Source organism: Paraburkholderia sediminicola (assembly GCF_046027355.1).
Classification (GTDB): Bacteria; Pseudomonadota; Gammaproteobacteria; order Burkholderiales; family Burkholderiaceae; genus Paraburkholderia; species Paraburkholderia sediminicola_B.
In genome coordinates this window covers 35,136-55,990 of sequence record NZ_JAQQEK010000006.1, presented here as the reverse complement: position 1 = coordinate 55,990, position 20,855 = coordinate 35,136, and the positions used below count along the sequence as shown (strand labels likewise).

Annotated in this window: 16 protein-coding genes; 4 read left to right on the top strand and 12 right to left on the bottom strand. The window is 64.9% G+C overall.

The genetic code is table 11. The annotated features are described in order from the left end of the window. Window positions 1–10: 10 nt before the first annotated feature. The 6 genes from PQR42_RS12370 to rpsB form a co-directional block, all read right to left on the bottom strand. Entirely contained in the window at window positions 11–832 is an 822-nt protein-coding gene (locus tag PQR42_RS12370; protein ID WP_408203914.1) for a phosphatidate cytidylyltransferase, read from the bottom strand. Continuing rightward, window positions 826–1,608: a polyprenyl diphosphate synthase gene (uppS, locus tag PQR42_RS12365; RefSeq protein WP_408203912.1), complete on the bottom strand. Its 783-nt coding sequence runs from the start codon at window positions 1,606–1,608 to the stop codon at window positions 826–828. Before uppS ends, PQR42_RS12370 begins: the two co-directional genes overlap by 7 nt. A gap of 65 nt (window positions 1,609–1,673) precedes the next feature. After that, window positions 1,674–2,234 carry a ribosome recycling factor gene (frr, locus tag PQR42_RS12360; protein ID WP_012433445.1) on the bottom strand — a complete coding sequence of 187 codons (561 nt, stop codon included), beginning with the start codon at window positions 2,232–2,234 and terminating at the stop codon, window positions 1,674–1,676. A gap of 100 nt (window positions 2,235–2,334) precedes the next feature. Continuing rightward, on the bottom strand, window positions 2,335–3,048 hold the full coding sequence (gene pyrH / locus PQR42_RS12355) for a UMP kinase (protein WP_011488865.1): 714 nt from the start codon (window positions 3,046–3,048) through the stop codon (window positions 2,335–2,337). A gap of 221 nt (window positions 3,049–3,269) precedes the next feature. Continuing rightward, window positions 3,270–4,151 (bottom strand): translation elongation factor Ts, encoded by an 882-nt coding sequence (tsf, locus tag PQR42_RS12350; RefSeq protein WP_310815194.1) that lies wholly within the window; start codon window positions 4,149–4,151, stop codon window positions 3,270–3,272. 206 nt (window positions 4,152–4,357) lie between these two features. Then, complete coding sequence (gene rpsB, locus PQR42_RS12345; protein WP_132373926.1) at window positions 4,358–5,110, bottom strand: 30S ribosomal protein S2; 753 nt, start codon at window positions 5,108–5,110, stop codon at window positions 4,358–4,360. Between the two features lie 441 nt (window positions 5,111–5,551). Here rpsB and map point away from each other — a divergent pair, with 441 nt between their 5' ends. The 4 genes from map to PQR42_RS45780 all read left to right on the top strand — a co-directional run bounded on the left by map (window position 5,552) and on the right by PQR42_RS45780 (window position 11,275). Beyond that, window positions 5,552–6,361, top strand: a complete 810-nt coding sequence (gene map / locus PQR42_RS12340; RefSeq protein WP_408384575.1) for a type I methionyl aminopeptidase — start codon at window positions 5,552–5,554, stop codon at window positions 6,359–6,361. A 30-nt stretch (window positions 6,362–6,391) separates the two neighbouring features. Continuing rightward, window positions 6,392–8,971 carry a [protein-PII] uridylyltransferase gene (locus tag PQR42_RS12335; RefSeq protein WP_408384577.1) on the top strand — a complete coding sequence of 860 codons (2,580 nt, stop codon included), beginning with the start codon at window positions 6,392–6,394 and terminating at the stop codon, window positions 8,969–8,971. Window positions 8,972–9,122: 151 nt separating this feature from the next. Next, window positions 9,123–10,544 carry a hypothetical protein gene (locus PQR42_RS45785; protein ID WP_459252317.1) on the top strand — a complete coding sequence of 474 codons (1,422 nt, stop codon included), beginning with the start codon at window positions 9,123–9,125 and terminating at the stop codon, window positions 10,542–10,544. After that, window positions 10,544–11,275, top strand: coding sequence for a pseudouridine synthase (locus PQR42_RS45780; RefSeq protein ID WP_408203903.1), 732 nt, complete (start codon window positions 10,544–10,546; stop codon window positions 11,273–11,275). Before PQR42_RS45785 ends, PQR42_RS45780 begins: the two co-directional genes overlap by 1 nt. A 113-nt stretch (window positions 11,276–11,388) precedes the next feature. Here PQR42_RS45780 and def read toward each other — a convergent pair whose 3' ends face one another. The 6 genes from def to PQR42_RS12300 form a co-directional block, all read right to left on the bottom strand. Next, entirely contained in the window at window positions 11,389–11,922 is a 534-nt protein-coding gene (def, locus tag PQR42_RS12325) for a peptide deformylase (RefSeq protein WP_408236028.1), read from the bottom strand. Then, complete coding sequence (gene ligA, locus PQR42_RS12320; protein ID WP_408384579.1) at window positions 11,919–13,985, bottom strand: NAD-dependent DNA ligase LigA; 2,067 nt, start codon at window positions 13,983–13,985, stop codon at window positions 11,919–11,921. The genes def and ligA overlap by 4 nt, the downstream gene beginning before the upstream one ends. Before the next feature lie 190 nt (window positions 13,986–14,175). After that, a complete protein-coding gene (locus tag PQR42_RS12315) occupies window positions 14,176–15,459 on the bottom strand; it encodes a cell division protein ZipA C-terminal FtsZ-binding domain-containing protein (RefSeq protein WP_408384581.1) in 1,284 nt (427 codons plus the stop codon). A gap of 138 nt (window positions 15,460–15,597) precedes the next feature. Continuing rightward, a complete protein-coding gene (gene smc / locus PQR42_RS12310) occupies window positions 15,598–19,116 on the bottom strand; it encodes a chromosome segregation protein SMC (protein WP_408384583.1) in 3,519 nt (1,172 codons plus the stop codon). Window positions 19,117–19,265: 149 nt separating this feature from the next. Further along, a complete protein-coding gene (locus PQR42_RS12305) occupies window positions 19,266–20,261 on the bottom strand; it encodes a DMT family transporter (protein WP_408384585.1) in 996 nt (331 codons plus the stop codon). After that, complete coding sequence (locus PQR42_RS12300) at window positions 20,258–20,497, bottom strand: hypothetical protein (RefSeq protein WP_408384587.1); 240 nt, start codon at window positions 20,495–20,497, stop codon at window positions 20,258–20,260. The genes PQR42_RS12305 and PQR42_RS12300 overlap by 4 nt, the downstream gene beginning before the upstream one ends. Window positions 20,498–20,855 lie beyond the last annotated feature (358 nt).

Sequence of the window (20,855 nt, the reverse complement as noted above, 5' to 3'; positions counted from 1 at the left end):
ATCTCTTTCTCTAGCCGAGCAGCAGCATGGCAAGCGGCAGCACCGGCAACAAGGCATCGATGCGGTCAAGCACGCCGCCGTGCCCCGGCAACAGGCCGCTTGAATCTTTCACACCGGCCTGGCGTTTCATCATCGATTCGAACAGGTCGCCCACCACGCTGAATGCGACCAGCAGGGTCAGCGCGAGCAGCGTGCGCACGGCGCCCCAATGCGCCAGCAGCGCAGAATACAGGGTCGGCTCGAACGCATGCAAAAAGACCGCCGCCGCCGCGACGATCATCACCACCAGCCAGCCGCCGATCGCGCCCTCCCAAGTCTTACCCGGGCTGATGGCAGGCGCCAGCTTGTGTTTTCCGAACGCTTTTCCGGAGAAGTATGCGCCGATATCGGCCAGCCATACCAATAGCAGCAGCGACAGCACGAACGGCACGCCCTGCATGCGCGCGGCGACGAGAGCATGCCAGCACGCGACGAATACCACAATGCCGGCAAGAAACAGAAAGGGACGCCAGGCGCCCTGCGCGAGCGTGGGCTTGCGCAGCAGCACGAACGGACCGCCGATCACCCAGAATATAGCGGCTGCCTGGAAGAGCGGCCGCGCCTGCTCGATCCCCGCGCCGAGGCGCGTGCTGGCGACCAGCGCCACCGCGGCCACCAGCGCGTAAATGACCGGGCCCGCGCCGCCCAGCTTAAGCAGGCGCGCCCACTCCCATGCGGCGAACACGACGACGAAGGCGATCAGCGCGCCAAACGCGCCCACCGGCGCGAACAACGTGACCGGCAAGAATATCGCCAGCAGGATGATCGCCGTGATGACACGGGTTTTTAGCATGGAAGCGAATCGACGTTTTGCGATTGCGGCTCGAGTTGAGCACTGGTGCGGCCGAAGCGGCGTTCACGCTCCGCGTACGAAGCGATGGCGTGGCCAAGCGCGTCGGCGTCGAAATCCGGCCAGAACGTGTCGGTGAAGTAGAACTCGGTGTAGGCGAGCTGCCACAGCAGGAAGTTGCTGACGCGGCGCTCGCCGCCGGTGCGGATGAACAGATCCGGCTCCGGCGCATAAGCCATGGAGAGGTGCTCGGCGAACGATTCCTCGGTCACCTCGACCACCTTGCCCGCCAGCGCCGACTGTTCGGCGAGCTTGCGGGTGGCCTGCATGATGTCCCAGCGGCCGCCGTAATTCGCGGCGATCGTGAGCGTGAGACGGGTATTGCGCGCGGTCTTGGTCTCCGCGCGCTTGATCAGATCGCGGATGCGCGTATCGAAGCGCGACAGATCGCCCACCACGCGCAACCGGATGCCGTTCGCATGCAGCTTGCCGATCTCGCGCTCCAGCGCGGTCACGAACAGGCGCATCAGGAACGACACTTCGTCGTTCGGACGGCGCCAGTTTTCCGAGCTGAAAGCGAACAGCGTCAGATATTCGACACCCTGACGGGCGCACGCCTCGACGGCCGCACGCACCGCGTCGACGCCGCGCGTATGGCCCGCCACGCGCGGCAAGCGCCGCTGGGTGGCCCAACGGCCGTTGCCGTCCATGATGATCGCGATATGTCGCGGCACCGCGGCGACATCAGGCACGCGCACGGTTGAGCTGGTATAGGTCATGGCCGTCGGGACAGTGACTGCAAATAAAAGAAGTGGAAAACCTGAACGTGCTGAAGCGACCGGCCTCAGACCGTCATGATCTCGGCTTCTTTCGTCACGACGAGCTTGTCGATTTCGGCGACGAACTTGTCCGTCAGCTTCTGAACGTCGTCACCGGCACGACGCTCGTCGTCTTCCGAAATTTCCTTGTCTTTCACGAGCTTTTTCAGCTGCTCGTTGGCGTCGCGACGCAGGTTGCGCACTGCCACCTTGGCGGTTTCCGCTTCGCTCTTGACCACTTTGGTCAGTTCGCGACGGCGTTCCTCGGTCAGCGCGGGCATCGGCACGCGGATCACGTCGCCTTGCGTGGCCGGGTTCAGACCGAGGTCCGACTCGCGGATCGCCTTTTCGACGACCTGCACCATCTTCTTTTCCCACGGCTGCACGCCGATCGTGCGTGCGTCGATCAGCGTCAGGTTCGCGACTTGCGAAATGGGTACCGGCGAACCGTAGTAGTCGCACTGGATGTGATCGAGCAGGCCCGTGTGCGCACGGCCCGTACGGATCTTCGACAGGTCGTTCTTGAACGCGTCGATGGAGCGCTGCATCTTTTGTTCAGCGCCCTTCCTGATATCAGCCACAGACATTTTTAAACCTCCGAACCTTCAAAACGGTGCGAGCCGGCCAGCGCGCGCAAGATGCGGCGGCCCGGGCTCGCGCTAAAGCCCACGTTATGTGAACGAGAGTTTACACGTGGACGAGGGTACCCTCGTCCTCGCCTTGTACGATGCGCTTGAGCGCGCCCGGCTTGACGATCGAAAACACCCGGATCGGCAGCTTCTGGTCGCGGCACAACGCGAACGCCGTGGCGTCCATCACCTGCAGATTGCGGCCAATCGCCTCGTCGAAGCTGATCGTGGTGTAACGGGTCGCGCTCGGGTCTTTCTTCGGGTCGGCGGAATAGACGCCGTCCACCTTGGTTGCTTTCAGCACGACTTCCGCGCCGATTTCCGAGCCGCGCAATGCGGCGGCCGTGTCGGTCGTGAAGAACGGGTTGCCGGTGCCGGCCGCGAAAATCACGACTTTGCCTTCCTCGAGCTGGCGAATCGCGCGGGGCCGGATGTACGGCTCGACCACCTGGTCCATGCGCAGCGCCGATTGCACGCGCGCCTCGATGCCGGCGTGGCGCATGGCGTCCTGCAGCGCCAGCGCGTTCATCATGGTGGCCAGCATGCCCATGTAGTCGGCCGTGGCGCGGTCCATACCCGCCGCGCCGCCCGCAACGCCGCGGAAAATATTGCCGCCGCCGATCACCACGGCCAACTGCGTTCCGAGACGGACCACTTCGGCCACGTCCGCCACCATTCGTTCGATGGTCGCGCGATTGATGCCAAAGGCATCGTCGCCCATCAGAGCTTCACCGGAGAGTTTGAGCAGGACGCGTTTATAGGCAGTGGGCATAGGGGTATCCAGATCGCGCAGAACAGGGCAACAACAAGGGACTAATGTAGGGGTGAAATGCTGATTCGGGCAAGCGTCGCCAAATTGACGAACCCTGGGGTTCGCCAGCGGCGGCTGCGCGGCGAGGGTCAACTCGCGCGCAGCCTTGCGGCGCTGCCGACCGCGGCAAAGTCTTGCTCCGCCGCGGGTCCAACGATATTGCAGTGAAGCTTACGTGATACTTATTGTTGCTTTGCAGCAGCGACTTGAGCGGCCACTTCAGCGGCGAAGTCGTCCTGCTTCTTCTCAATGCCTTCGCCAACCACGAACAGCGCGAACTTCTGCACGCTCGCGTTGCCAGCCTTCAGCATCTGTTCGATCGTCTGCTTGTCGTTCTTAACGAACGTCTGGTTCAGCAGCGATACTTCCTTCAGGTACTTCTGCACGCTGCCGTCGACCATCTTGGCGACGATTTCAGCCGGCTTGCCCGATTCGGCGGCCTTCTGCTCAGCAATGCTGCGTTCCTTGGCGATCAGATCCGCCGGCACGTCGTCCGACGACAGCGAAACCGGCTTCATCGCGGCGATGTGCATCGCGACGTCCTTGCCGACCTGCTCGTCCGCGCCGGTGTACTCGACCAGCACGCCGATACGCGTGCCGTGCAGGTACGCTGCCAGCTTGTTGGCCGTGTCGAAACGCACGAAACGGCGGATCGACAGGTTTTCACCGATCTTGCCGACCAGCGCCAGACGCACTGCGTCGACCGTCGAGCCGTCCAGCGGCAGGGCCGCCAGCGCCGCGACGTCAGCCGGGTTTTGCGTAGCGACCAGCTCAGCGACCTTCTTCGAGAAAGCCAGGAAGTCGTCGTTCTTCGAGACGAAGTCGGTTTCGCAGTTCAGCTCGACCAGCGAACCCGCGTTGCCGCCGATGAACGATGCGACCACGCCTTCAGCCGTCACGCGCGACGCTGCCTTGCTGGCCTTGTTGCCCAGCTTCACGCGCAGCAGCTCTTCAGCGCGCGCCATGTCGCCGTCAGCTTCCGTCAGCGCCTTCTTGCATTCCATCATCGGCGCGTCGGTCTTTGCGCGCAGTTCTGCAACCATGCTTGCGGTAATTGCCGCCATCATTTGCTCCTTGAGTTCCGTCTGTCACACGCCGCCCGGACTTCGATGCCGGCGGCAAGAATTCGTTTCAGCGTTGACCGTACTTTTTTACGGACCACGCCTCGAGCACTGCTTCGGACACCGCCGGCAGCGCCCCACTACAATGTCGCGGCTTAAAAAAAGGGGGCCTGTAGAAAGCCCCCTTTTTTGCCGGACACGGGGCAGCTTTACGCTTCCGAGTTGACCTCGACGAACTCGTCGCCGTCGCCACCACGTGCAGCTTGCACCACTTCGTTGACCGCGTTCGCACGGCCTTCGACGATCGCGTCAGCCACGCCAGCCGTGTACAGAGCGACAGCCTTCGAGGCGTCGTCGTTACCCGGGATCACGTAGTCGATGCCTTCCGGCGAGTGGTTCGTGTCGACCACGGCGATGACCGGAATGCCGAGCTTGTTCGCTTCGGTCACGGCAATCTTGTGGTAGCCGACGTCGACCACGAAGATCGCGTCCGGAATGCCGCCCATGTCCTTCACGCCGCCGATCGACTTTTGCAGCTTGGCCATTTCGCGTTCGAACAGCAGCGCTTCCTTCTTGCTCATGCGTTCGGTTTCGCCTGCTTCCAGCGCCGCTTCCATGTCCTTCAGGCGCTTGATCGAGACCTTCAGCGTCTTGAAGTTGGTCAGCATGCCGCCGAGCCAGCGTGCGTTGACGAACGGCATGCCAGCGCGTTGTGCTTCTTCAGCGATCGTGTCGCGCGATTGACGCTTCGTGCCGACGAACAGGATCGTGCCGCGATTGGCTGCCAGTTGACGCGCGTACTTCAGCGCGTCGTTGTACATCGGCAGCGTCTTTTCGAGGTTGATGATGTGAATCTTGTTGCGATGACCGAAAATGAAGGGGGCCATCTTCGGGTTCCAGAAGCGCGTTTGGTGACCGAAGTGGACACCGGCTTCCAGCATTTGACGCATGGTAACTGCCATGAAAATCTCCGCGAGGGTTGGGTCTTAAGCCGGCTGCCGTATCGGCCGCGCTGCCATCACTCTGGCTGAACGCGGCGGACACCCTGGGTGCGCCGGCTTGCGAGTCTGCTGCCTTGTTGCTTCCGCTTTCGCTTCCGCATTACCTCATAGCGCAGGCAACCAGCGTTATGAGAAGCCATTCTTGCCGCTTTTTTGCCCATATGGACGAATAAAGCAAGACAGAGATCGACTTAGCCAAAGATTATAGCACGCGACTATTGCACGACTCAACCTGCCCGGTAGTCCTGTTCACGGCCGCCGGGTTGCACCCGCGCGAGCGTAGGGCGTTTCGAACGAGGCCGCCCGGAGGCCCGCAAAAGGCGCCCGCCCCGTCGCAAAAGGCTGCGGCAGCCGGAATATGGTGCGATAATCCCGCAATAAATCGCATTTCAGGCCCGACTCATGGCTATTACGCTCAAAAACGAACACGATATCGCGCGGATGCGCGTCGCCTGCAAACTGGCAAGCGAAGTGCTCGATTACATCACCCCGTTCGTCACGGCCGGCATCACGACCGGTGAACTCGACCGTCTGTGCCACGAATACATGCTGAAGGTACAGGGCACGGTTCCGGCGCCGCTGAATTATCAGCCGCCCGGCTACCCGCCCTATCCGAAAGCCACCTGCATTTCGGTCAACGACGTGATCTGCCACGGCATTCCCGGCGACAAGACGCTGAAGAACGGCGACGCGCTGAACATCGACGTCACCGTCATCAAGGAAGGCTATTTCGGCGACACCAGCCGCATGTTCATCGTCGGCGAGGGCTCGATTCTGGCCAAGCGCCTCGTCCAGACCACCTTCGAATGCATGTGGCTCGGCATCGACCAGGTGCGCCCGGGCGCGCATCTCGGCGACATCGGCTACGCGATCCAGAAACATGCGGAAGGCCAGGGCTACAGCGTGGTGCGCGAATACTGCGGCCACGGCATCGGCACGGTATTTCACGAAGATCCGCAGATCCTCCACTACGGTCGTCCCGGTACCGGGCTCGAGTTGCAGACCGGCATGATCTTCACGATCGAGCCGATGATCAACGCCGGCCGCCGCGACATCCGCACCATGCCGGACCAGTGGACCGTCAAGACCAAGGACCGCAGCCTGTCGGCGCAGTGGGAACATACCATCCTCGTCACCGAAACCGGCTACGACGTGCTGACCGTGTCCGCCGGCACGCCCGCGCGCCCGCCGGTCGTCGCGGCCACGGCCTGACCGACTTCCGACCTCACCGCCTCCCTGCCAATGAGTAGTGTTCCAGCCGTCGCCCAATCCCCTGCCACGTCGCTCAAGGCGGAGTACAAAGTGGCCAAAGCCCAACTGCTGGAACGCTTCAAGACGGCCACCAACGTCGACGCGTTGATGGCCTCATTGGCGCGCGCCACGGACGACTCCCTGCGCGCCGCCTGGAACACCTGCGAGCTGCCGCCCGAACTGACGCTGGTGGCGGTGGGCGGCTACGGGCGCGGCGAATTGGCGCCGCATTCCGACATCGACATTCTGGTCCTGCTGCCCGACGCGCCGATCGAGCATCTCGAGGCGCGCATCGAACGCTTTATCAGCCTTGCCTGGGACTTGGGGCTGGAGCTCGGCAGCAGCGTGCGCAGCGTGTCGCAATGTCTCGAAGAAGCCGCCAACGACGTCACCGTGCGCACCTCGCTGCTCGAGGCGAGGCGCATTACCGGCAGCGCCGCGCTGTTCGACGACTTCACGAAGCGTTACCGCGAAGCGCTCGACCCGAAAGCCTTCTTCCAGGCCAAAGTGCTGGAAATGCGTCAGCGCCACGCCAAGTTCCAGGACACGCCGTACTCGCTCGAACCGAACATCAAGGAAAGCCCGGGCGGCTTGCGCGATCTCCAACTGATCCTGTGGATCACCCAGGCGGCCGGTTTCGGCAGCAGCTGGCGCGAACTCGAAGCGCGGGGCCTGATCACCGAGCGCGAGGCGCGCGAACTGCGCCGTAACGAGAGTTTCCTGAAAGCGCTGCGCGCCCGGCTGCATGTGATTGCCGGCCGTCGTCAGGACATCATGGTGTTCGACCTGCAAACGGCGGTGGCCGAGAGCTTCGGCTACAAGCCGACCGCGACCAAGCGCGCGAGCGAACAGCTGATGCGCCGCTATTACTGGTCCGCCAAGGCTGTCACGCAGCTCGCCACGATCCTGATCCAGAACATCGAAGCGCAGCTTTTCCCCAGCACGAGCGGCATCACGCGCGTGCTGTCGGACCGCTTCGTCGAAAAGCAGGGCATGCTGGAAATCGCCAGCGACGACGTGTTCCAGCGCGAGCCGAATGCGATCCTCGAGGCCTTCCTGCTGTACGAGCAGACGCCCGGCGTGAAGGGCCTGTCGGCGCGCACGTTGCGCGCGATCTACAACGCCCGCGACGTGATGGACCAGCACTGGCGGCGCGATCCGGAAAACGGGCGCCTCTTCATGGACATCCTGAAGCAGCCGGCCGGCATCACTCACGCGCTGCGTCTGATGAACCAGACCAGTGTGCTGGGACGCTATCTGCTGAACTTCCGGCGCATCGTCGGACAGATGCAGCACGATCTGTATCACGTCTACACCGTCGACCAGCACATTCTGATGGTGCTGCGCAATCTGCGCCGCTTCGCGGTGGCCGAGCACGCGCACGAATATCCGTTCTGCAGCCAGTTGATCGCCAACTTCGACCGGCCGTGGGTGCTGTACGTGGCGGCGCTGTTTCACGACATCGCCAAAGGCCGCGGCGGCGACCATTCCACGCTCGGCATGGCCGACGCGCGGCGTTTCTGCCGCAATCACGGCATTACGGGCGAGGACGGCGAACTGGTCGTGTGGTTGGTCCAGCAACATCTGACGATGAGCCAAGTCGCGCAAAAGCAGGACACGAGCGACCCGGAAGTCATCAAGCGTTTCGCCGAACTGGTCGGCAACGAGCGGCGCCTCACGGCGCTCTATCTGCTGACCGTGGCCGACATTCGCGGCACCAGCCCGAAAGTCTGGAACACGTGGAAAGGCAAGCTGCTGGAAGACCTGTACCGCGCCACGCTTGCCGTACTCGGCGGCGCGCGGCCGGATGCGCATTCGGAGCTGAAGTCGCGCCAGGAAGAAGCGCTCGCGCTGCTGCGCCTCGAAACCGTGCCGGAAGGCGCGCAGAAGGCGCTATGGGACAAGCTCGACATCGGCTATTTCCTGCGCCACGACGCGGCGGATATCGCGTGGCAAACGCGCGTGCTGTACCGCCACGTGGAAACGCCGACGCCGATCGTGCGGGCCCGTCCGTCGCCGATCGGCGAGGCGCTCCAGGTGCTGGTGTACGTGAAGGACCAGCCGGACCTGTTCGCCGGCATTTGCGCGTATTTCGACCGCAACGGCCTGTCGGTGCTCGATGCGCGGGTCAGCACGACCCGTCACGGGTACGCGCTCGATAATTTCCTCGTCGCGCATACCGAAGAAGACGTGCATTATCGCGATATTGCCAATCTGGTCGAACAGGAACTGACCGCCCGCCTCACCGGTGACGGCACCCTGCTTCCGGGACCGTCGAAAGGCCGTTTGTCGCGGCTGTCGCGGACCTTCCCTGTTACCCCGCGCGTCGATCTTCGGGCCGACGAGCGCGGCCAATATTACATCCTGTCCGTGTCGGCGAACGACCGGCCAGGCCTTCTTTATTCGATCGCGCGTGTGCTGGCCGAGCATCGGGTCGGCGTCGCTTCGGCGCGGATCAATACGCTCGGCGAACGCGTCGAAGACGTGTTCCTGCTGGATGGACACGGTCTGTCGGACAACCGCCTGCAAATTCAGGTCGAGACCGAACTGCTGCGCGCGATCGCAGTGTGAGATTTCATGCGAGTCAAATTAACAGCCAAGCACCCGCGGCCGGCTTCGTCCGAACGCGCCCCTGTCCGTACCGGCAGCACATCGGCGCGTAAGCCGACGCCGCGCCCGGCGGGACCCAGGCCGGCGACGCCCGGATCGAGCGGGGCGCGGGGTGAAGGCGCAGGCGCGGCAGGCGGCAAGCGGCCAAGCGCCGGCAAGCCGGCTGGTGCCGGTGCGCGCCCTGCAAGGGCCGAAGGGTCGTTTTCGCGCGAGCGGGACGCCGGTGGCGCGCATCGCGCCGGGTCGGATCGGCCGCCGCGTCGCGAGGGCGCGGGTGGTGCGCCGCGCCGGTTCGAAGGCGGTGGTGATCGTGCGCCGCGTCGGGATGATGGCGATCGCGCGCCGCGTCGATTTGAAGGCGGCGGTGATCGTAGCGAACGCGCGCCGCGTAGGGCTGAGGGTGAACGGGCCCCGCGTCGGTTTGAAGGTAGTGGCGACCGCGCCCCGCGTCGGGACGCCGCAGAGCGCGCACCGCGTCGATTTGAAGGCGGCGCGGATCGCAGCGAACGCGCGCCACGCAGAGCAGATGGCGAACGCAGTCAAGGCGCGCCGCGTCGGTTTGAGAGTGGCGGTGACCGTACCGGTAGCGCGCCGCGCCGTTTTGAAGGCGCAGGCGATCGCGGTGAACGGGCTCCGCGCCGCTTCGAAGGTGCTGGTGAGCGTGGCGAACGCGCTCCTCGTCGGTTTGAGGGCGGTGGTGATCGCACCGATCGCGCGCCGCGCCGTTTTGAAGGCGCAGCCGATCGAGGTGAACGTGCGCCGCGTCGCTTTGAAGGCAGTTCAGATCGCGGCGAGCGCGCCCCGCGCCGGTTCGAAGGCGGCGCCGACCGCGGTGATCGCGCGCCGCGTCGTGAAGCTGGTGACCGAGCCGAAGGCGCGCCCCGCCGCTTCGAAGGCAACACGGATCGCAGCGAACGCGCTCCGCGCAGCTTTGGCGATCGCGCTCCGCGCCGCGACGACGGCGAACGCCGCCCGTTCAGCGGTGCGCGTCCAGGCGCGGGCCGTCCGCCGGAAGGCGGTCCGCGTGGCGAGCGCCCGGAACGCCGCGAACGCGATGCCTCCGACCGACCGCGCTTCGGCAGCGACCGTGGCGCACCGCAAGACCGCCGCGGCGGCGAGCGCGGGCCGCGCAGCGACAGCGCGCCACGCCGTTTCGAAGGCGAGCGCGGTGCCTCCGAACGTGGCGAACGCAGCTTCGCGAAGCCCATCAAAAGCGGCTACGGCGACCGCTCGGACCGTCCGGCACGCGCTCCGCGCGGCGAACGCGCCCCGGCCAAACGCGAATTCGGCGACCGTCCGGCGCGCAGCGCTGAACGCACCGAGCGCACCGACCGTGGCGAGCGCCCGGCCCGCAGTTTCGACAAGACGCTGCCGGCCGCCGGCCGCCGCTTCGGCGACGACCGTCCCGCGCGCGCCGACAAGCCGCGCGGCGCAGCCCGAGCCGAACAACGCGACAGCGAAACCGATGCCGCTCCGCGCACGCCGCGTCGCGACTACGAAGATGCGCCGGGCACGCTGCGTCTGTCCAAGCTGATGTCCGAACTCGGCCTGTGCTCACGCCGCGAAGCCGACGAGTGGATTGAAAAAGGCTGGGTACTGGTGGACGGCGAGCGCATCGACACGCTCGGCACCAAGGTTCGTCCGGACCAGCGCATCGAAATCGACCCCGCCGCCGAAGCCGCGCAAGCGAGCCAGGTGACGGTGCTGATCCACAAGACGGTGGGTTTCGTCTCGGGTCAGGCGGAAGACGGCTATCAGCCGGCCATCACGCTGGTCACGCCGGAGAATCGCTGGGAAGGCGATCAGTCGGACATCCGCTTCTCCGTCGCGCATTTGCGCCAGCTCGCGCCGGCCGGCCGTCTGGACATCGATTCGACGGGTCTGCTGGTGCTGACGCAGGACGGCCGCATCGCCAAGCAACTAATCGGCGGTCATTCGGAAATCGACAAGGAGTATCTGGTGCGCGTGGCGTTCGGCGACCACACCACCGACGTCGAAAGTCACTTCCCGCCGGAAAGCCTCGCGCTGCTGTGCCACGGCCTGTCGCTCGACGACGTGCCGCTCAAGCCGGCGCAAGTGAGCTGGCAGAACGGCGAGCAGTTGCGCTTCGTGCTGCGTGAAGGCAAGAAGCGGCAGATTCGCCGCATGTGCGAACTGGTCGGACTGGAAGTGATCGGGCTGAAACGCGTGCGGATGGGGCGTGTGATGCTGGGCGCGCTGCCGCCGGGACAATGGCGCTATCTGGCGCCGGACGAGTCGTTCTAAAGCCGGGCGTCTGAAGACGTTCCCCAAAAAAACCCACGCAATCGCGTGGGTTTTTTTATCCCTGCGCCGAGCCGAGGATGCCAGCGCAGTGACCAGAAGCAGCGCAAGCCGCCTCAATCGTCGCTATTCGGATCCATATCTGGAAACAGCACTTCCGTGAAACCAAACTTCGCGAAGTCATTGATCCGCATCGGATACAGCTTGCCGATCAGGTGATCGCATTCATGCTGCACGACGCGCGCGTGAAAGCCCTCGGCGACGCGGTCGATCGGCTTGCCGAATTGATCGAAGCCGTGATACTTGATCATCGAAAACCGGCTCACCGCGCCGCGCAGACCCGGCACCGACAGGCAGCCCTCCCAGCCCTCTTCCATATCCAGCGAGACCGGCGTGATGGTCGGGTTGATCAGCACCGTTTCCGGCACCGGCGGCGCGTCCGGATAGCGCTCGTTGTGCCCGAAACCGAAGATCACCACCTGCAGATTGACGCCGATCTGCGGCGCGGCAAGACCCGCGCCATTTGCGTCGTGCATGGTCTCGAACATGTCTTTGACGAGTTCATGCAACTCGGGCGTGTCGAAGTGATCGACCGGATCGGCAATGCGCAAAAGGCGCGGATCGCCCATCTTGAGAATTTCGCGGATCATAACTGCCCCTCCAGGAGCTTTCGCATACCATCTTCGTCGAGTACCGGGACGCCGAGTTCCTCAGCCTTCGCCAATTTGCTGCCCGCGTCGGCCCCCGCCACCACATAGTCGGTTTTCTTCGATACAGATCCGGCCACTTTCGCGCCGGCCGCTTCCAGCATTTCCTTCGCCTCTTCGCGAGCGAGGCTCGGCAACGTGCCGGTCAATACGACCGTCTTGCCGGCCAGCACGCCTTGCGGCGCTCTGGGCGCGGGCGGCCCTTCCGGCCACGTGACCTTGCCTGGCGCGCGCAACTGCTCGATCACCGTGCGGTTATGTTCCTCGGCGAAGAACTGATGAATCGACTCGGCGACCACCGGCCCCACGTCGTTGACTTCCAGCAAGGCTTCGACCGAGGCGTCCATGATCGGATTCAGCGAGCCGAAGTGCTTGGCCAGATCCTTCGCCGTCGATTCGCCCACGTGCCGGATGCCGAGCGCGTAGATGAAACGCGCCAACGTGGTGTGTTTGCCCTTTTCGAGCGAGTCGAGCAGATTCTGCGCGGATTTTTCGGCAAAGCGGTCGAGCTCGGCGAGCGTCGCAAAACCGAGGTTGAACAGATCGGCCGGCGTACGCACCAGATTCTGCTCGACCAATTGGTCGATGATCTTTTCGCCGAGGCCGTCGATATCCAGCGCGCGCCGCTGCGCGAAATGCCACAGCGCCTGCTTGCGCTGCGCGGGACAGAACAGGCCGCCGGTACAACGCGCGATCGCCTCATCCGGCAGCCGCTCGATATTCGAACCGCACACCGGACATTGCGTGGGCATGACGAATTCGCGGGCGTCGTCCGGGCGACGGTCGAGCAGCGCGCTCACCACTTCGGGAATCACGTCGCCGGCGCGCCGCACGACCACCGTGTCGCCGATGCGGATATCCTTGCGGCGCACTTCGTCTTCGTTGTGCAGCGTGGCATTCGTGACCGTGGCGCCGCCGACGAACACCGGCTCGAGCCGCGCCACCGGCGTGATCGCGCCGGTCCGGCCGACCTGCACGTCGATCGCGACGAGTTTGGTGAGCGCTTCCTGCGCGGGGAATTTGTGCGCCAGCGCGAAACGCGGCGCGCGCGACACGAAGCCGAGCGCGTCCTGCTCATCGCGCCGGTTGACCTTGTAGACCACACCGTCGATGTCATACGGCAGCTTCTCGCGTTTCTCGCCAACGGCGTGAAAAAAGCCCAGCAAGCCCTGCGCGCCCTGCACCACCGCCCGCTCACCGTTCACCGGCAAGCCGAGTTCCTTGTACCAGTCGAGCAGTTCGCTGTGCGTGGCCGGCATCTCCATGCCTTCGAGCACGCCGATTCCATAAGCGAAAAACGACAGCGGCCGATGCGCGGTGATCTTCGAATCGAGCTGCCGCAAACTACCCGCCGCGGCGTTGCGCGGATTGGCGAATTCCCGCTGCTCCGCGGCCCGCTGGCGTTCGTTCAGACGCTCGAAATCGCGCTTGAACATCAGCACTTCGCCGCGCACGTCGAGCACGTGCGGCACGCGTTTGCCCTTGAGCTTGAGCGGAATGGAGCGAATCGTGCGGACGTTCTCAGTGACGTTCTCGCCGGTCGTGCCGTCGCCGCGCGTGGAGGCTTGCACGAACGCGCCGTCGACGTAACGCAGCGAGATGGCAAGGCCGTCGAATTTCAGCTCGGCCGCGTAGTCGACCGGCACCGGCGGCTCGCTCGCGTTCTTGCCGAGCGCGTCGCCGACGCGCTTGTCGAACGCGACGATGTCTTCATCGGCGAAACCGTTGTTCAGCGACAGCATGGGCTGGTCGTGCACGACCGGCTCGAAGCCGCTCGCCGCCTCGCCGCCCACGCGCTGGGTGGGCGAATCCGGCACGATCAGGTCCGGATGCTCCGTCTCGATGCTCTCCAGTTCCTTGAACAGCTTGTCGTATTCCGCGTCAGGCAGGTCCGGCTGGTCGAGCACGTAGTACGCGTAGTTGGCGCGTTCAAGTTCCGCGCGCAGCCACGCGGCACGCTCGGCCGGGGCGCTGGTAGCGGGATGTGAGACGGAGGTTCGGGCCATGCTGTCGGAAGGTTCTTAAGTGGAATTCAGACATTGGATTATCGCAGGAAGCGTGCCCCTTTACATCGGCCGAATGGCCAGTTTCGGCGCGTTGCAGGTCCAGTCGAAAGCGAGGCATGAAGCCGCCGCCTGAAACGACAACGGCCGCACATCGTGCGGCCGTTGGAGACACCGGAAAAACGTAAAAAATTTACTGGCTGAACAAACGCCGTGTGGCCGGCGAGCCCGCCGGAATGCCCGCCTGTTCGAGCTTCGCGTAGAGCGTCATCAACTGCTTTTCGATGGCGAGCAACGCGGTTTCCGGCAACGGACGACGGCCGTCGTCGACCACCCGTCCGCCGATGCGCTCGGCCAACGATTTCGCGTAGTCGCACATCAGGCGGAACGGCAAGATGTCTTCATCGGCCACCGGCACGTCGAGCACCAGCGTGATCATCTGGCCGCCCTTGTAGGTGAGGTCGTCGCGCAGGAAGTTGGTGTCGCCGAATTGCAGCATGAACACCGGGCTCTGCTTCGCGTCGAGTTTGACGAAACGCGTGCCGTCGCGCGAGAGCAGCAAGCCGTCTTGCGACGCCACCGCCTGCACGTAGTTGGCCGACCACGGCGCGCCGTCGGAGAGCACGTTGATCGATAACTGCGCGTCGCACTGCGCGGCAAAGCCGTCGAGTTCGCGCGCCATCGCGACTGTTTCGAGCATGTCGGGAAATTCCGGCGAGGCATCCAGCGCGTCGGCAAACTGCTGCACGCCGGTCACGAACTCGGAGAACTCCAGTTCGTTGAGCGCGCCGCTGCGGTTGGCCAGTTGCGCGGCCGCGCGCAACTCTTCGTAGCGCGCGCCGTTTTGCAGCAGTTCCCACGCACCGCCTTCGAGCTTGCCCTCGATATGCACCGGCTTGCTGCCCGCGCGGCGCAGACGCTGCGCAAGCGGAATCACCTTGTCGCCGGCAACTGGGCCGTTCAAACGAATCGGCACGATACAGTCGATGCGCCGATCGACGATAGCCGGCGGCGCGGACGAGATCGTCGTAGCGGCGGGCAGAATCGGTTCAACCGGTTCGCCGGCCTGGCGAGCGGCTTGCGCGGCCTTGCCGGCCTCGGCGCCTTCGGCTTCAGCCACGGCCTCGGCTTCCGGATAACCATTCGGCGTGGTCGTCTCGGCCTGAATATCGGCCGCGGTGTCGAGCGGCGCCGTTCCAGCCGCCTGGCCGCCGAACGTCGGTTCGACGCGCGCCGCCGTGGTTTGCTCCGCCGCTTCGGCGCCCCCCACCGGCTCGCGGCGCGTGGTCGGCCGGGCCGGTTCGATGAACGGGCTCTGTTCCTCCTGATCGTCCCGCGCGAGGTTTTCGGCGGTATCGGCCGGCATCGGCCGCGGCATCTTGCGGCGCACCTTCGCGCTCTGCCACGCGTTGTACACGACCACGCCCCCGACCACCACGGCACCCGCGCCGATCAAACCGAGTGTCAACTCGTCCATGCATGCTCCATCAGCAATTCTTTTATCTGCGCGGCTTAGCGCCCGCCCCACGTGTCGCGCGGCCACCGGCCGCTGCGCTGAACGCGGACACCCGCGATTTTCGACTCAAACGCAACTCAAACGAAACCCAAATGAAACTTAAACGATATTCTGGGCGAAACCCGCAGCCGATTCCATGTCGACGGCAACGATCCGCGACACGCCCTGCTCCTGCATGGTCACGCCGATCAACTGCTGCGCCATTTCCATCGCGATCTTGTTGTGCGAGATGAACAGGAACTGGGTTTTGTCCGACATCGCCCGCACAAGGTTCGCGAAACGTTCCGTGTTGGCGTCGTCGAGCGGCGCGTCCACTTCGTCCAGCAGACAGAACGGCGCGGGATTCAACTGGAACATCGCGAACACCAGTGCGGTCGCGGTCAGCGCTTTTTCGCCGCCCGACAGCAGGTGAATCGTCGAATTCTTCTTACCCGGCGGCTGCGCCATCACCTGCACGCCGGCGTCGAGAATTTCGTCGCCGGTCATGATCAGCTTCGCCTGGCCGCCGCCGAAGAGACGTGGGAACAGTTCGCCGAAGTGCTGGTTCACCTGATCGAAGGTGCCTTGCAGCAACGTGCGCGTTTCGGCGTCGATCTTGCGGATCGCGTCTTCGAGCGTTTCGATCGCGCTGTTCAGATCGGTCGATTGCGCGTCGAGGAACGACTTGCGCTCGGTCGCCGCCTTCAGTTCGTCGAGCGCGGCCATGTTGACCGGACCGAGCGCGGTAATGGCGTTGTTGATGCGCGTGACTTCGCCCTGCAGGTACGACGGCTTCATATCCGGCGTGAGCTTGGCCTGCAACTCGGCCTCGTCGACGCCGGCCGCGGCCAGTTGCTCGATGAACTGCTCGCCGTTCAGGCGCGCCGCCTGTTCCTTCAACTGCAATTCGTTGATGCGGTCGCGCAGCGGCTGCAGCGCGCGCTCGGCGGTCAGACGCGTCTCGTCGGCGGCACGCAGCTTGGCGGTGAGATCGTCCAGTTCGAGGCGCGCGGCGTGCAGCGCCTCTTCCTTGATGGCGCGGATGTCGAGCGCGTCCTGCAGGCCGGTGTGCGCGGTCTGCTCGTTGATGGTTTCCAGCTCGGCGCGCGCATCTTCCAGCGACGCCGCGACACGCTCGCTCTGCTCGTGCGCGACCTGAATGCTGCGCTTCAGTTCGTCGATGCGGTTCGCCATGTTGCGCGCGGCAAAGCGCGCGTCGGTGGCGGCACGGTCGAGATCGCGCGCCTGGCCGCGCGCGGCGGTGAGTTGTTCGTCGAGCGCCTCGAAAGCGAGTTGATGGTCTTCGAAACGCGCCTGCAATTCGGCGAGCTCACCATCGTGACGCTCGAAGTTCGCTTCCGACTCCGCGCGCATGGCGCGCTGCTCTTCGATCTGCGCGGTGATCTCTCCGAGTTCCTCGCGAATCTGCGTGCTGCGCTGGGTGTAACGCTCGTGCGCCTGGGTGAGCTTGAGCACGTCCATTTGCAACGCGTGCACACGCTGCGTGGCGCGCTCCGCCTGCTGACGCACATCGGTCAACGCCTGGGCGGCTTGCGTGTGAGCGGCTTCGGCGCGGATCGCGGCGGCCTTCGCTTCGTCGGCGAGCAAGGCTTGCGCGCGAACCTGGCGCGCCAGATTTTCGATTTCCTGCTGACGGGCCAGCATGCCGGCCTGCTCGGAGTCGGCGGCATACAGTTGCACGCCGACGCGCGTCACCACATGCCCCGCCTTGACGACGAACGCGCCGCCTTCCGGCAATTGCGAGCGCATGGCGAGCGCCTGCTGCAGATCGTCGGCGACGAACGAGAGGCCGAGCCAGTCGTTCAGCACCGCGCGGATGCCCGCGTCGTCGATCCGCACCAGCGACAGCAACGGCCGCAATGCAGGCGGCGTGGCGGCCGGCTGGCCTGCTACCGGCGGCGCGTAGAAGGCGAGCTTGGCGGGCGGCGCGTCGGTGGCGAACGCCTTGACCCAGTCGAGGTTCGACACTTCCAGCGCGGCGAGCCGCTCGCGCAGCACGGCCTCGAGCGCGGCTTCCCAACCGGCTTCGACATGCAGCTTCTTCCACAGACGCGGCAGACTGCCCAGTTCGTGCTTCTCGAGCCACGGCTGGATCTTGCCTTCGGTCTGGACGTTTTCCTGCAACTGCTTGAGCGCGGCGAGGCGCGCGTCGAGCTGATGAATCTGGGCGCTTTCCGTTTGCACACGCTCCTGCGCGGCGCGGCGTTCGCCGTCGAGGCGCGGCAGCGTTTCCTGCGCGTCGACGAGCCGCGTCTGCGCGTCGTGCAGGATTTCTTCATGCTCGGCGAGCTGCATGCGCAGGTCTTCGAGTTGCGCTTCGTCCGGAGCGTCGAGACCACCTGCTTCCGACTTCAGGCGCTCATGACGCGCCTGCAGTTGCTGCAATTGCTGATCGGCATTGCGCTGATGCGCGGCTTCGAGCTTGAGCGCCTGTTCGGTCTGCGCGATACCACCGCGCTCGGCGTTCAACTCCGTTTGCGCATCGCGCCAGCGCGCTTCGAGCGCTGGCATTGCGTCGTGTTTGGCGGCGGCTTCGTCTTCGGCCAGCGCCGCTTTTTCCTCGGCGACGGAGAGTTGTTCCTCGGCGTCCGCCAGATCGTCTTGCGCTTTTTGCGCCTGCGACTGCCATTGCTCACGCTGCGCGTTCAGCGCGGCGATCTGCGCCTGCACGCGATTGCGCGATTCGACGATGAACTTGATCTCGGCTTCGAGCCGGCTGACTTCCGAATTCGCCTCGTAGAGCGCGCCTTGCGCGCCCTGCATCGCGTCGCTGGCGGAGTAATGCGCGACGCGCAGCGTTTCGAGTTGCGCCTCGACTTCGCGCAGCTTCGCGGTGTGCGCTTCGAGATCGATCTGGGCCTGTTCGATCGCGCGTTGCTGGCGCTCCTGCTCGCCGCCGGCTTCGTTCTTGCGCAACAGCCAGAGGAGCCGCTGCTTCTCTTCGCCGTCGGCCTGCAGTTCCTTGTAACGCGTGGCGACCACGGCCTGCGCTTCCAGCTTCTCGAGGTTCGCCCCCAGTTCGCGGACGATGTCCTCGACCCGCGTCAGATTCTCACGCGTATCGTGCAGACGGTTCTCGGTTTCGCGGCGGCGCTCCTTGTACTTCGACACGCCCGCGGCTTCTTCGAGAAACACGCGCAGCTCTTCCGGCTTCGCCTCGATCAGGCGCGCGATCATGCCCTGCCCAATGATCGCGTACGCGCGCGGCCCGAGACCGGTGCCGAGGAAGATGTCCTGAATGTCGCGGCGGCGCGCCGGCAGATTGTTGATGTAGTAGCTCGAGGTGCCGTCGCGCGTGAGCACGCGCTTCACGGCGATTTCGGCATACTGGCCCCACTGCCCGGCGGCTCGGCCGTCGGCGTTGTCGAACACCAGTTCGACGCTGGCGCGGCTACCCGGCTTGCGCGCGGTCGAGCCATTGAAGATCACGTCCTGCATCGACTCGCCGCGCAACTCGGAGGCGCGCGATTCGCCGAGCACCCAGCGCACGGCGTCGATGATGTTGGACTTGCCGCACCCGTTCGGTCCGACCACGCCGACTAGCTGGCCCGGGACCTGGAAATGCGTGGGATCGACGAATGACTTGAAGCCAGCGAGTTTGATCGAGGTCAGACGCACGGCGATTTCGCTGTTTGAAAAGGGAAAAAAATAGGTGGCTCGTGAAGGCCGCGCCAGCCGTTCGCCGATGGGGCGACACGGCCCGCGAACCCTCGGGCCTCGGGTGCCGGCTTCATGCGGTGAGGCATGCGCCGGCTAATGAGGGGCAATCATACCATCGCGCGTGGGCGGTTTTTGCCGTCCTTACGGTCGTCGAGCCCGGCATCGCGTCCGTCAGCGAGACTCTCCTCCTGAATGGCCGGATCGGGCGGCATGGCCTTGGTCCGATGCACCCAACTGGACAGCGCCGAAGCCAGCACGATGCACGCGCCGCCCGCCCATTCTCGCGGACCTGGCGTCTCGCCGGCAAAGAGCCACGCTGACAGCGCCGTGACCACGATCTCGAACAGCATGATGATCGACGCCCGGTTGGCCGGCACGCGCGAAAGTCCGTATTGCACCAGCATATTGTTCGACGCCAGCAGAAACCCGAGGCCGAGCACCAGCCAGGCGGCCGAGCCGAGATGCGCGCCGGTGGGCGGCGCGGGCATCGCCTCGAACAGCGAGGCACACGCACCGAACAGCGCCGCGCCACCGAAGATCGTCGCGGTGCGCATTTCCGGCTTCATGTCCGGCAACACGCGGCTCGTCTTGAGAATCAGCACATTGCTCATGGCGAAGCCCATGCCGCCCGCGAGGCCGGCCCACTCGGCGAGATTGCCGGGCACGGGAATGCCCAGTTGCGGCGACCACAGCATGGTCATCGCGCCGGCCAGCGACAGCGCGGCGAGGCCCGCGCCCGCCCACGTCAACCGTTCGTGCAGGATGAAGTGCGCGAAGAGCGCGGTCCACGCGGGGGTGAGATAGAACAGCAGCAGCACGCGCATCACCTGGCCGTGAATCGAGCCCCACACGAAGCCGAGGTTGGTGATACCCGCCGCCAGCGCGAGAGCCGGGAGCAGCCAGTGCCAGCGCACGGTTCTGAGCGCGCGATAGCGAACCAGCAGCACGAACAGGCAGCCGGCGCCGCTCGTCAGCGCGCTGGCTGCGGTGCCTGTCACGCCGAGCGCGGCCAGCATGCGCAGTGGATACCAGATCACGCCCCACACCGACGCGCCCAGCATGATTGCGAGCGTCGGCCAACCGTTGCGAAGCCAGTTGGTCATGGTGCGGGGCTCCTTGCGGAGGCGTTCGGGGTGTTTCCGTCGCGGACCGCGGTGCTCGTTGCGAAGACGCTGGTGACCTTTGAGCCGAGGACTGCGATGTTCCTCGCAAAGGCACCGGTGGCGTTCAGGCCGAGGACTGCGGCGGTCCTTGCAAAGGCGTTGGTGGCGTTCCTACCGAGGACCGCGGCGCTCCTGCGCCTGTTATGTTCGGATGTCTCCAAGACTGCTGCGTACATTGCTGCTCCTGCTTCTTTTTTGCGCGAACCGTCGGCGGTTCGCGTCGTTCCCGCTGCAGCGCATTGCCTGCGCCGCCTGGCGGGTTGCGCCGTTGCTCAACGGCGCGGTGCCCTTTACCTGCTCAACTGCTCAACTGCTCAACTCTTCAACTTGCCTTTGCGGCACGGCCGTGGATCGCCTGTGCGCGCCGCCGGCGCCATACCTGCCCGTGAGCGGCTGCGCGACGGTACGTCCGCCACGCCATGCGTGCCACGCTATAATCATCCGCTTGCCGCTCTGCCATGTGTTTCGCGCCTGTTGTGCGCTTTACCGCCGGCGCGCGTGCCCCGCTTCTTTCCGCATCCGTCTGTGCCCTTC